Below are 12336 nucleotides of genomic sequence, written 5' to 3'. Positions count from 1 at the left end.
CTCTAATACAGCTTCCTCTCCTGTACTTGCCTCACCTATAATTTCAAAATTCCGGTCAGCCAGTAATACGCTTTTTAATCCCGATCGAAACATCGGATGATCATCAGCCAACAGAACTCTTATCTTCAAGATCATTCTCCTCTTCATGAAATGGAATTTTCACAAATATCGTGGTGCCTTGATTCTTCTGGGATTCTATTGTTAAAGTTCCTCCAACTAAAAAGGCCCTTTCATCCATACCATGTAATCCCAAATTATGTTTAGCAGGATCTCTTTTCATCACTTGTTCAACATCGAAACCAACACCGTCATCTTCAATGATTACAGAGAGTAGTCCATTATTTCTTTGGATTATGACACTAACATTCTTCGCTTGAGAATATCTCGCTATGTTTGTGAGAGACTCTTGAACAATACGATAAATGGTTGTCTCAACTTCAGATTTCAGCCGTACTTCTCTCACATCTTGCATGAAAATGTCAACGTCGATAGAGTACTTTTTCATATACTCTTCTATATATCTTTCTAAGGCGACTGCAAGACCGAATTTATCTAAAATACTTGGGCGTAATTGCCAAGCCAATTCGTGAACTTCTTCGAGAGTATGTTTAATCACATTTCGTAGATGTTTGATCGCTTCTTCGCGTTCTGATTCAGCCTTTTTCTCTCCAAGCATGGTAATCCCTAATAATATTGAAGTTAGTGATTGGCTTGTTTCGTCATGAAGCTCTCTTGCAATACGTTTACGTTCTTCTTCTTGAGCTGTTATCACCTTCTCGAGAAGTTTCTGCCTCATTTCCTCCTTACGTGTCACCTCAAGCCATAACTGCAAATTTTCAAGAGAAACTGCTAATTGATTCGCAATTGAAGTTAATATGTTAACTGAGTATTCATCCAACTCCTGAAAACTACAGATATCTAGCACACCAGTATTTCTTTCACTTATCGTAATTGGGAATGAATAGGTACATTTTTCCGCATTAAATTTGCAATTTTTACAGTGAACCACGTCTCCATTACTTAAGTGGTCACAATGTACATGATTAGAGTAATACTCAAATTTTTCAGGATTTCCATCCCATGTAAACGTCAGTGTCGCTCGATTCAGAGATAACTCCTTAACTAAATAAATCACATAATTTTGGAGAAGAACTTTCATTTGCTCAAAGGATATAAAATTACCGGTTAATTTATTGAGTAAGGATAACTCCCTGTTTCTACTTACAATTTTCAGTAAGTATCCATCCTTTTCTCTTTCCGTATGTTCCAAGCTGGTAAGCATATTATGAAATGCTTCAGTAAGTTTACCTATCTCATCATCCGGGTATTCCTTAATTCGAACTCCAAAGTTACCTTTCGATACTTCTCTTGTCAAATCTACTAGCCGATTAATTGGAAATGTTAATATTTTGGTTAGTCCAAATACAATTATGAATGCTACTAGCAGGGTCCCCAACATGGTTAACAATAACTGACTGGTCACTTTTGTTAAAGCGTGTATGAGCGTATCTTCTCTCAACCCCACACGTACTGTACCACCAATTCCTTTAACGACTGGTACTGCCACATCTCGAATTACACCTTTTTCGGTATTAAACTTCTTCATGCTTTCCATTCCAGTTTCGGTGATCTCATTGGCATATAGGAGATCTCTATTAACGCCATTCATTCCAAATGAATGAACTACAACTCGATTATTTTCGTTCAAGATAAAAACATATTCTATGTCCGAGTAATGCTTTCCAGTTTCCGAGACCAATTGCTGTAATGCATATACATTATTCGTCAAAAAGAAATCAACACTTCTTGCTGCAACATCACTACCTATGGACTTAACCCGTTCATCTAATTGTGTCGACAGAGTTTCAACCATTGAGATTCGAACAACTAACAAACTCATCGACGAGATTAGAACAGTTACAAATAAAACCATACCGTAAATCTTTACTTGTATAGACAATCCGGTCATCAACGAGATAATTTTTTCCTTCAATTTATCCATTAATTTTTACCTACTGACTGAAGTATTTGCTTGATTGGTTGATATTGTTGGTCATCAATTGGAGTAAATCTTGTAATTCCTAGGTTGGCTAGTATACGTTTGCCTTCTTCGTCCCGATCCATTTCCAATAGAACCTTTTCTAATGTGAGTCTTAACTCATTCGTAACTGAATTTGAAACCACCACAGGGGGTGATCCAATCCATTTTCCATAATCAATTATTTTTACATTTTTTGCATCTTCGTTGCCAAGCAATTTCATTTGATCAAATACAAGACTATCAACCGCTGCTCCGTCTACGACTCCATGGGCAACTGCAGAAACTGAGTAGTCATGACTATAGGTTAAAAAAGTTTCACCAAAATAATTATCAACCGCTTTTTCATCTAGTTTTAATAAATCCAGGACAGCTAATCTACCTGAGTACGAATCAGGATCAGTAAACGCAAATCGCTTCCCTTTCAATTGACCTAATGTTTGATAATCAGTTGATTTGTGAACGATGATATAGGAACGGTAAAGTGATTTTCCGTTGACTTCAGGTGCTCCAATTCCACGCATATATCCACTTTCCTTACCCTTAAAATAGGATAATGAACATATGAAAGCCAAATCTACCTGCTTATTCTTTATCATTTCATTTACCTCTGCATAATTTCCCCTTTGAACCACAACTAGCGGCTTGTTTAACTTTTTCTCAAAGTATTTAATTAACTCTTCATACATAGCCCTTGTTTCTAAAGGTGAAACTACAGAGGCAATTGCAACCTGTAGTGCCTGATCAGGTATTTGTTCTTGCTTCTCCTGGGTGACATTTGTAGTTTTTTCTAGCGGCACAAACGGGAGGTCTCTACTATTCGAACAGGCTGGTATAAACAGAAGTACTATTAGAATCATTATCCAAAACTTACCTTTGTACATACCTGACTCCTCCTTCGTTTGTGTTTAGTATAATCGACAATACAATCATATTGATTAGATTTAAGGGAGTGTAAATGTTAACAACAGGGATCTGTAACGAAAAGTCCACAATTCCCTCTATGAGACTTTTTCTGTTGACATTGAAAAAGTGATTTCACTATTTATTTTGTGCTTTACGAGAAGACCAGCATCAACAAATATTTCAAGATTACCTAAGATTGTTTGTTGTGAAACACATGGAAACTGCTTTCTCATTTCAAAAATAACTTCATGTATTTGTAATTCTCTTTCATTTTCTCTAAAAATCTTTAGTAACCCTATACGTTTTTCCGTATGCTTGAGCTTATGTCTTTTTAACAGTTCAATAATTTCTATTGCTGTCATTTTCGATCCCAGCCTTTCGGAATGTATACACAAGACGGATCACCTTCGAGATAATCACCTGTACTGCTGTACGCTCTTGAAAAGGGAGTCGCCACAAAAGTTTCGTTTATTAAAAAAGAAGCCGAAGATATGAGGCTCCTTTTTTTCATACTATTCCTAAACTGTATCAACATTGGGTTCTCTCCCGGTATCTTCTTTTCATCTTCTTTTCATCTTCTATTCATTCGTTGTGCATCGTCCTTTCCTAACCATTGTCTCATCAATTCGTCTTGTCGATGCTTTTTTAGTTTACACTCCTCACATAAGTGTTCATATTCACTCTTTTCATTACCACAGCAAGGACAACTATCTATTCTATGTTCTTTCAAAGATACCGATTGATTCCAACATTGATTAGATTCAGGATCTATTTCATTCCTCGTGATATGCACACAAATCTCATTACAAATCCCACAATCGATACACTTAATTCTTTCAAAACCTAGGGATTTAACATGTTCAACGTCCCTAACTGTTAACGCCCCGGTAGGACATAATTTGGAACATTTATCACATACGGTACATTCATCTTTTACCCTGATATCACACACACTCAGTTTAGAAATAACGTTTTTATGAATGAGACTTTCTCCAATTTCTCTCTCCTTGTTAATAAACAGTTGAAGATATTTTCTCCTTAGCGTCATTGGAATTTTATCTTTAACAGCATGTGTTTCGAAGGAGTTAAATACAAAGGAGCCTACTTCATAGGTAACTTTCTCTTTCGTAAAGGATAATAGATCACGTCGTGAAATTTTTTTACTACGGGATTTTACATTCTTTTTATGATCAACTATCTCAATTGGATATCTACCGTTCCATGAGGAATTCCATGCTTCAATCCAACGAAGAAGCTCCGCTTGATCCCAGTGATAATCACACTTTTCACATTCTGTCGGATCTAGGAGAATCTGTAGAGTTGTCTGTTTCAGAGCTGCCACCATTAATATTTCTGGGCTTAAAGAACGTAGACAAGGAAGAATGGCCATATTTTCATCTTCTGATTGTTTCTTGCAGGAGATACAGGCAGTTTCCTGATTGTGAAACATCAATTCATATTTTCTTAAATTGCTTGACTCTAAATGAAAAACCTCCGTAGGACACGCAAGCGTACACAGCCCACAACCGTTACATTTATCTTCATTTACAACTACACGATTTTGTTTTAAAGTGATGGCTTGGGTTGGGCAAATATCTACACAGTCCTTGCAAGTATGATCTTTGAACCTCTCGCGTAAACAGTGAGAAGCGTTTGTCTGAAGAGACAACTTTTGAACTGTCTTACCGATCAAGAACTGCCACAACATATCCCAACCCTCCTTTGTCTAGGATGCCACTGGTTCCCAAAGTTCGTTCTTAATGAACTGTTGGGTAATTATTGCAATGTATTTGTAAAAAGAAGAACTAGCATTTTCTTCAATCGCGGATGTGAACTGTTTTACCCAAAGACCCAGATGACGGTTTAAAAAGGTTTTGTATATCTCCAAGTACCTTTCTTCGCCTGAATTCAGATAACTAGCGAGTAGGTAGTATAAAAACTCCATCTCGACGACGATATGATCTGGAGGTTCCTTATAGTCTAAAGTCATTCCTACCCCAGCTAATTGGTATTGCTCGGCAGCGAACATGGTAGACTCCCCCATCACTCTCCGGTCTCCCTCGAGATAGACAGAACTATATGGAGCTGCTTGCACTTCAAATGGTCCAATGAATAGCTTGGCATGTGCAACTTTTAACTGTGTTAGGTCTCCCATTTGGCTCTCGAAATCGATTCTTAATAGAGAAACAACCGAGTGAAGATTTGGACTCAGACCTTCTATACATTCTGTTAATGGATCAAATAGTTCAGGAAAATTTTCAGTTGGCTGTTCATACATAATGGAAAGAATCTTGTACAAATTCGCTTTCAACCGAATTTTCTCATTAACTAAAGAAGAATCTACCATGCTTATCCCTCCATATATAAGACTAGAACTGTCTTATATAAAATACCTTTGGCTGTGTCCCCTTCTCAGGTAGCAGAACCGTATGGCCGTATTTTGCGAGTAAAATACTAACTTCACTATTTGGATCATCCAAATCTCCGATGTATCTGGCACCTGCTGGACAAGATTCTACACAGTATGGTTTTTCTCCAACCTTCAATCGGTGATCACAGAAAGTACATTTTTCCACGATACCTTTTACCCGGACGCCTTGGTACGTTGTAGCTCGATCCGGATTATAGTAAGGAAGGGGTTCACCGGTTTTCTCAGCTACTTCTTTACCTGAAGATGTACCATTAGCAATAATCGACGTATCATCACGCCATTTCGCATGTGGTTCCCTACTGTTGTATGAAATTACACCGTATGGGCAAGCTTGCATACAACTTTTACAACCAATACATTTTTCCGGGTCATGTAAGGTAAGTCTGTTTTCATCCTTATGCATTGCTGTTGTTGGGCACGCTTTGACACACGCTGCATTATCACAGTGGTTACATAATGTAGGGATATATTCGTAGTTTACATTTGGAAATGTGCCTGTGGTTTGTTTGATATGATGTGACCAAAAGATTCCTTGATCCACGTTGTTTTCATTTTTACAAGTAATCGCACACGCACCACAACCTGCGCATTTATGCAGATCAATTACCATTCCGTATCTAGCCAAGATCATTCACCTCCGAATTCATTTCACTTTATGCTTTTTCAATTTTGATTCGGGTTAATCCACCATGTCTTGCAGTAGCTCCGCTAAAACGTTCAAAATCAGATGGCAAGATTTCGTTATTGTTACCACCACGGGCAATTTTTTTGTCATAATCAAGAGCAGCTACACGGCCATAAGCCCAGTGTCCTTGTCCGTAACACTTCGCCACAGTACCAGGACGAACACCCTCCCAAAGTTTTGCAGTTACAGTAATACTGCCAATCGGAGATGTAATCTTAATTTTGTCCCCTGATTCAATTCCTAGTTTTTTACCATCGACAGGATTGATTTTTGCCACGTCATCCCATGCTTCGTCCCCAGGATCAACATCTTTGAACTCTTGGTACCAAGAGCAGTTTTGTGAACGTCCCTCTCGGTTTAGACGAGATTTGTGATCTATGAAGATGAATGGGAACTCGGCAGCATCGCCATAACGGAAAGGCTCTTCATAGTGTGGTAGGAAGGCAAGATCACCTGTTGCCAAGTATTTGTTCGATTTTACAATGTCATCTACAGTTGTCTGATGTTTTTCTGCTGCTGATTGAAGTACCTTTTTCAATTCTTCACTATAGAACTCGAACTTTTTCGTTGGAGTACCGAAGTCTTCCCATTTCTTTTTGTAAGAGTATTCTTTTGAATTCCATACACCTTTTTCAAGGAAGTCATCCCATCCTTTGAGGGTATCTCCTTTTTTCTCAACAGAAGGATCCCACACGTCCTTGGTTAGGATTTTAGCTGTATATAATCCGAACTCCATACCATTCATTGGTTGCTTGCCTGTTTCTGGATCTTTAAATTCGTGCTTGTAGTAATTGAACAATGTAGGGAAACCTTTCTTAGATAATGCTTCGGCAAGCATCCACATCATTTCGGTTTCATCTACTTTTACGTCCCATATTGGCTCAACCATTCGTTGTTGAACGGCAACATAACTATGCTTGTTATATTTGTTGTTCACAAAGCTATATTTCTCAAACAGTTGGTGAGCTGCAGGCAATACAATGTCAGCGTATTGTGTCATTTCTGACGGGTTTGTTGTAATGTGGGCAAAGAACGGGATCTTTTCCATCGCTTTTTCCCAACGTTGTGCTCCAGTACAAGAGAAAACCCAGTTATTCCAATAGCCAATTGCAACCTTGATGTCATAAGGTTTGCCATCAAGAATTGCGTCTGCTACATAGTTGGTAACTACCCCACCACCTACTTTGCCCTTCGCAATGGTAATGAGTTCTTTGCTTCCACGGTGGTCAATTACTTTGTTTTTCTTCTTGGCAATATCGTCAAGGTAATGTTCAACATCCGGAATTTTTCCAATGGGAGCTTTATTTTCTCGTAACGTACCTCCCTTATTGTCAACCGATCCTACCAATGCATTGAGTGAATGAGCTGCCATGGAAGTGTAGGCACCTCGCACTTGCATTACAGAACCTGGAGACAACCAAGAGATTGCTCGTGGAGCAGCATTGGCAAAATCTCTTGCCACACGGTAAATTTGCTCTGCTGGAATTCCAGCTCTTTCTGCTGCCCATTCAGGAGTACGGTCTTTTAACTCTAAATTCCACCATTTAACTAATCCATGTGTATATTTTTCTTCGAAAGCGTCTTCTGGTACTACCTGACCTTTCACAAAAAGGTTTTTTCCTTCTGGATTCTTTTCGTTTTTAATAAAGTCTCCAACGAAATCTTTGTACCAAACACCGTCAGCAAGAATGACGTGTGCAATAGCTACTGCAAGTGCTCCGTCTTCACCCGGTATTACTGGAAGCCATTCATTGGATTTAGCTGCAGTAACAGATAATCGGGGATCAATAGTTGCAACCTTCGCTCGGTCAAGGAGCTCTCCCCAAATATTAATGGCATGTGGTACTTGTCGATTCGATGCAAGTGGATCTGTACTCCAGTTCAATACATAACGTGTTTCTTTTAAATCATAGTCCCGGTAATCCCAATAGTGTTCGGTGTAATAAGGACCAAATTTCTCGGCCTCGGCACAGATAGCACTGTGAGAAATATGATTAGGGCTACCAAAAATTTCTGGCATTGCCTCGTAAATAACATCCGTTACCCCTGAATAACGACCACGCATTAGCAAAAATTTATGTGCTTCGTCATTTTTACGAAGTTCCAACATCTTGTCTGCAATCGTATCGAATGCTTCTTCCCACGAGATCGGTACGAATTTCGGATCTTCATTTCGACCTTTCTTCGGATTTGTGCGTTTCATTGGAACTTTCACACGGTCCGGATCATACATTTGTTGTAATGCTAGATGAGCACGAGGACAAACTTTTCCGTGGTTGGCTTTTGAATTTGGATTTCCTCGCACCTTTATCGCACGGCCATTGACAACATATACCTGTACTGGACACCAAGTTGTACATCCTTGACAGGCTGAAGCTTTCCATTCACCTTTTGCTCCAGGAGCAGAAGGCTGTTTAGAGGTTTCCGCTAGTGTCTTTAAGGCAGGAGCTCCCTGTATTCCAGCTGTTAATAATCCGGTAAAAGCTGATATTTTAAGAAAATCTCTACGGGTTAAACCCATTGTATCCACCTCCATTTTTGGTACTTATCTAAAATGGTAAAGAGATTTGGCCAGCTGCAAGCACGATATGTTTAAACGTAAAGCTGCCTGCAATTACCAAGAAGGCTACTAATACACTTACTGCTTTCGGCATTTCTCTTTCTCGAGACGTAATTAGAAAGTAAGCACTTGCTAATAGAGGAATGAGTAGGCCAAGCCCAAGGAATACACCGTTCCAGATACTTCCATAATGCTCCATCATGTTCTCTACTGCACGGAATGGTTCTAAACCAGATCTGAACAATGTGATCTGCCATACAATTACCAAGACCAACTGTGCTGCGGTTAAAGATGAGAAAAGTAATGTAAAATTAAATCCTTTGGATTGGTTTGAGATAAATGCTTTTAAGATCAGAACCAGTGATGTTGCTCCTAATAAAGATGACACTAAGAACAGAACTGGAATCATACCACCCATCCAAAGTGGTCTTCCTAACGATGCCAACAGTAATCCGTGATAAACACCAACCATGATGGCCAATATGGAACCAGATACCTGAAGAGTTCGGAATAACACACCTTTTGTCATATCCTTAAAATGTAACCACGCATACGCAAGCGATGCTGCAACAAATGCACCCTGGAATACGCCACCCCACGATGTGACTGACTGAGGATTGAAGCGATACATTGTGGTAATAAATCTCTCTGGTTTGCCTAATTCACTAATTAAGAACAGTAATCCTACACCTAACAATACTGGTGATAGGAATGCACAGCCCTTCGTTAATTTAGAGGATCTTTCATTGTCATTAAAGCTTAGTAATACCGAAAGTAAAAATAGTCCAATCCCTAAACCTCCCAGAAACAAATCCAGTGTGACTCGAAAGTCCCAAACGGCATGTTCCATCTTGAAGTTCCCTCCCCTTAAATTGATCATTTTCTCACTTTCATTGTGGACCTTTTCATAAAATTGGGGTATCAGCAAAACCCCTACGCTTTGTCAGGAAAAACCCTAATGTCGAATTTTGAAGAAAAAACAGGTAATTTGATTTATGAAGGCATACAAAAAACCCTCTTCTAGTATCGGTTCTCTAGAAAAGGGCTCAATTTATAGGGGTTGATGATCTCGTTATATCCCTGTTGAGTGTTAGTGAGGCTAACCTGGCGTATATTTCAAGAGATATTCTGCTTGTTGCGTACTTTTACAAACATCTTAAAGGCAGATATGATTAAAATCAGCCCCAATACAAACTTTAGCAGACTATTCGAAACATTGCCCATTAACATACCGCCAATGAAGGCTCCGAGAATCGAACCGAATCCCATAGGTATGACTAACTGAGTAATGTCTTCTTTTTCCTGAAATGCGCCGTTTTTTCGGTGACGTAATAATCCAATCATAACGGTAGGAAGACTAATCAAGAGACTTGCAGTACCAGCAACCTTGATATCCACTCCAAAAATAAGTATCAGGGTCGGAATGATGAGCTCTCCACCAGCAACACCGAGCAGACTGCTAACTGCACCAATGATTGTTCCCATGATGACTCCAACACTAATAGATATAAACAACGACATGGATATACCATCTGGATTCAATGCAATAAACGATTCTGTTAGTAGTAAACACCCTATCACTACAAGCAAAATTAAAATAACTTTCTCCAGAGTACGTTCCGTCAAGTGATTTACATATTGTGCTCCTATATTGGCACCAAGCACTCCACCTGAGATGAGCGCAAGGATGATGGGAGATTGAGCAAGAAGATCCTGCAAAGGAGCTTGTGGTAATCGAAAAATTAGGGATGAGATTAATGTTATCAAGCTAACAGCTAAGTTCAAAGAAACTGCCTTCCGTGCAGAATACTTGAACAATCCAACGAGAACGGGAAGACGAAACTCGGCTCCACCAAGCCCAATTAGTCCCCCGAGACATCCGATGGGTATCGCTGTTATAGCAGCCCAAAATGGTTTATTTCCGTTCATTGTCATTCTCCTTACCAGGTACACTGACGTTCATTCTATCATCTTCAATCAAGACAAGTTTTCTAGGAAAATATGGACCCCTTATATCAACTTACTCTATTTTATCAAGATATATGGAAATATCATCTATTGCCTGTTTTACATTCTCTAAAGCCTGACTATTTAGTGAATAATATACCCACATTCCCCTTCGAGATTCCGTTACTAATCCAACACTCTTTAGCAGACTAAGATGTTTAGAGATAGACGGTTGAGAAATATTAATTACTTCGACAAAATCGCTTACACAATACTCCTTCTCTGTTAAAAGTATAATCATCTTCAATTTGGTAGGGTCGCCAAGGATTTTAAGTGTCTCAGCCAATCTTTTTAATTCCATTGTTCTCTTCCTTTACCTATATAAAATGAGTTATATTATGAGCCATCTTCCATTACTGGATTTGCTTAATCATATACTTTCGTAATAAAGATGATTTTAAAAAGCAGAAGATTTTTAGAGGATTGGCTACCCAACAGAATCAATTAAACAAAAAATCGGCTAAGGTGTGCCCCTTAGCCGTATGTCAATATCTTCCCTATAGAATTAAATTTATTTGATTTATCTTTTTATCCGAGCTCATATAACAATTTCATACGCTTTTTGTATGTAGACCGTGATAAAGATACACCTATTTCATAGAGTAAAAACATGGGGAGAATTGTAATAAAATCGGATGTGGGATCAGGTGGAGACAAAAGCACTCCCACTATACTTAATGCAAAATATGCATACTTTCTATTTTTCGAAAGAAAATCCGGAGTTAATAATCCTAATCTTGTTAGAAACATAACCACGATTGGCAGTTCAAAAATAAAACCAAACGGAAGTACTATGCTAGCCATAAATGAAAAATAATTGCCAGCCGTCTGCATCATCGTAAATTCTTGTTCACCTAAAGTTACGAAAAACCCGTAAACGGTAGGGAAAATGAGAAAGTAACCGCATGCAAGCCCAACAAAAAAAACAAGTGAAATAATCGGTATACTACGACCAGTTACCTTTCTTTCCGTTTCAGTAAGTGCAGGGGCAACAAATCTCCATGCTTGGTAAAGAGCAACAGGAATGGTTAATCCAATTGCTGTAATCCCTGCAACTATCATGTAAACATTCAACACTTCACTTGGCCCAAGGACGATCATCTCTTGATTGATATGTGTCCCTCTTTTTAAGAACCCAAAGATTTTGTCAACAAACGTAAATGAGAGTCCCAGGAAAAGCACGAAAGAAGCGAGGGTAAAGATTAGCCTTTTTCTAAGTTCATCTAGGTGTTCAAGCAAAACTTTCTCTTTGTCCATACAATGCTCCCCCTAAGAGTCTCAATCTGTGTAAAAACTAATTCTTCTAGGCTTCTTTTTTTACATCAATAATGTTATTCGCTTTTTTACCTTGCTGTTCATTATCTTCTTCCATCACATCAGCAGTTAATTCGCGAGTTGATTTTTTAAATTCCTTCAACGTTTGTCCAAACGCTCTACCTATCTCAGGCAACTTTTTAGGTCCAAAAAGAACCAAAGCTAAAACAAGAATTAATATCAAACCAGGAACTCCAATACTGGACATCTTTCATCTCTCCTTAGTCTTGAATTGGTTATTCGTAGTATTGTTAATGATTTTAAATCTAGGTTCATTATCCCATGCGTTTTCCTTTTGTGAATGCTAATCTAATTCTTGACCACCTTGTGGTATAACGCTCATAAAAAAGTTGACCACCTGAGCACCTCTTTCCTGTATCTTGGAGTTGTCGAGA

The 12336-nt window shown here is 38.6% G+C and carries 12 protein-coding genes; all 12 read right to left on the bottom strand.

The annotated features are described in order from the left end of the window. Positions 1-103: 103 nt before the first annotated feature. The 12 genes from ACPW7N_RS26340 to tatA all read right to left on the bottom strand — a co-directional run bounded on the left by ACPW7N_RS26340 (position 104) and on the right by tatA (position 12149). Entirely contained in the window at positions 104-2002 is a 1899-nt protein-coding gene (locus tag ACPW7N_RS26340; RefSeq protein ID WP_425654844.1) for a sensor histidine kinase, read from the bottom strand. Then, positions 2002-2922: a substrate-binding domain-containing protein gene (locus tag ACPW7N_RS26335; RefSeq protein WP_425654843.1), complete on the bottom strand. Its 921-nt coding sequence runs from the start codon at positions 2920-2922 to the stop codon at positions 2002-2004. Before ACPW7N_RS26335 ends, ACPW7N_RS26340 begins: the two co-directional genes overlap by 1 nt. A 117-nt stretch (positions 2923-3039) precedes the next feature. Beyond that, positions 3040-3306, bottom strand: coding sequence for a transcriptional repressor (locus ACPW7N_RS26330; RefSeq protein ID WP_425654842.1), 267 nt, complete (start codon positions 3304-3306; stop codon positions 3040-3042). 209 nt (positions 3307-3515) lie between these two features. Continuing rightward, positions 3516-4652, bottom strand: coding sequence for a 4Fe-4S dicluster domain-containing protein (locus ACPW7N_RS26325; protein WP_425654841.1), 1137 nt, complete (start codon positions 4650-4652; stop codon positions 3516-3518). An 18-nt stretch (positions 4653-4670) separates the two neighbouring features. Then, a complete protein-coding gene (locus ACPW7N_RS26320) occupies positions 4671-5291 on the bottom strand; it encodes a TorD/DmsD family molecular chaperone (protein ID WP_425654840.1) in 621 nt (206 codons plus the stop codon). 22 nt (positions 5292-5313) lie between these two features. After that, the gene (locus ACPW7N_RS26315; RefSeq protein WP_425654839.1) at positions 5314-6006 is read right to left on the bottom strand and encodes a 4Fe-4S dicluster domain-containing protein; all 693 of its coding nucleotides are present in this window, start codon (positions 6004-6006) and stop codon (positions 5314-5316) included. Between the two features lie 22 nt (positions 6007-6028). After that, positions 6029-8581, bottom strand: coding sequence for a molybdopterin-dependent oxidoreductase (locus ACPW7N_RS26310; protein ID WP_425654838.1), 2553 nt, complete (start codon positions 8579-8581; stop codon positions 6029-6031). A gap of 28 nt (positions 8582-8609) precedes the next feature. Beyond that, positions 8610-9470: a DmsC/YnfH family molybdoenzyme membrane anchor subunit gene (locus ACPW7N_RS26305; protein WP_425654836.1), complete on the bottom strand. Its 861-nt coding sequence runs from the start codon at positions 9468-9470 to the stop codon at positions 8610-8612. A 266-nt stretch (positions 9471-9736) separates the two neighbouring features. After that, positions 9737-10549, bottom strand: coding sequence for a sulfite exporter TauE/SafE family protein (locus ACPW7N_RS26300; RefSeq protein ID WP_425654834.1), 813 nt, complete (start codon positions 10547-10549; stop codon positions 9737-9739). A 91-nt stretch (positions 10550-10640) separates the two neighbouring features. After that, positions 10641-10928, bottom strand: coding sequence for an ArsR/SmtB family transcription factor (locus ACPW7N_RS26295; protein WP_425654833.1), 288 nt, complete (start codon positions 10926-10928; stop codon positions 10641-10643). 227 nt (positions 10929-11155) lie between these two features. After that, the gene (gene tatC / locus ACPW7N_RS26290) at positions 11156-11884 is read right to left on the bottom strand and encodes a twin-arginine translocase subunit TatC (protein WP_425654831.1); all 729 of its coding nucleotides are present in this window, start codon (positions 11882-11884) and stop codon (positions 11156-11158) included. 46 nt (positions 11885-11930) lie between these two features. Continuing rightward, positions 11931-12149 carry a twin-arginine translocase TatA/TatE family subunit gene (tatA, locus tag ACPW7N_RS26285; protein ID WP_425654830.1) on the bottom strand — a complete coding sequence of 73 codons (219 nt, stop codon included), beginning with the start codon at positions 12147-12149 and terminating at the stop codon, positions 11931-11933. Positions 12150-12336: the final 187 nt, after the last annotated feature.

Source organism: Brevibacillus nigriterrae (assembly GCF_049846925.1).
Lineage (GTDB): Bacteria > Bacillota > Bacilli > Brevibacillales > Brevibacillaceae > Brevibacillus_H.
Note: the sequence above shows the minus strand (reverse complement) of the source record. Positions and strands in the feature narration are given on the sequence as shown.

Bases quoted from the DNA above. Each gene is read 5' to 3' on its own strand.
- ACPW7N_RS26340 (WP_425654844.1), bottom strand. From the start codon at position 2,002: ATGGATAAATTGAAGGAAAAAATTATCTCGTTGATGACCGGATTGTCT.
- ACPW7N_RS26335 (WP_425654843.1), bottom strand. From the start codon at position 2,922: ATGTACAAAGGTAAGTTTTGGATAATGATTCTAATAGTACTTCTGTTT.
- ACPW7N_RS26330 (WP_425654842.1), bottom strand. From the start codon at position 3,306: ATGACAGCAATAGAAATTATTGAACTGTTAAAAAGACATAAGCTCAAG.
- ACPW7N_RS26325 (WP_425654841.1), bottom strand. From the start codon at position 4,652: ATGTTGTGGCAGTTCTTGATCGGTAAGACAGTTCAAAAGTTGTCTCTT.
- ACPW7N_RS26320 (WP_425654840.1), bottom strand. From the start codon at position 5,291: ATGGTAGATTCTTCTTTAGTTAATGAGAAAATTCGGTTGAAAGCGAAT.
- ACPW7N_RS26315 (WP_425654839.1), bottom strand. From the start codon at position 6,006: ATGATCTTGGCTAGATACGGAATGGTAATTGATCTGCATAAATGCGCA.
- ACPW7N_RS26310 (WP_425654838.1), bottom strand. From the start codon at position 8,581: ATGGGTTTAACCCGTAGAGATTTTCTTAAAATATCAGCTTTTACCGGA.
- ACPW7N_RS26305 (WP_425654836.1), bottom strand. From the start codon at position 9,470: ATGGAACATGCCGTTTGGGACTTTCGAGTCACACTGGATTTGTTTCTG.
- ACPW7N_RS26300 (WP_425654834.1), bottom strand. From the start codon at position 10,549: ATGAACGGAAATAAACCATTTTGGGCTGCTATAACAGCGATACCCATC.
- ACPW7N_RS26295 (WP_425654833.1), bottom strand. From the start codon at position 10,928: ATGGAATTAAAAAGATTGGCTGAGACACTTAAAATCCTTGGCGACCCT.
- tatC (WP_425654831.1), bottom strand. From the start codon at position 11,884: ATGGACAAAGAGAAAGTTTTGCTTGAACACCTAGATGAACTTAGAAAA.
- tatA (WP_425654830.1), bottom strand. From the start codon at position 12,149: ATGTCCAGTATTGGAGTTCCTGGTTTGATATTAATTCTTGTTTTAGCT.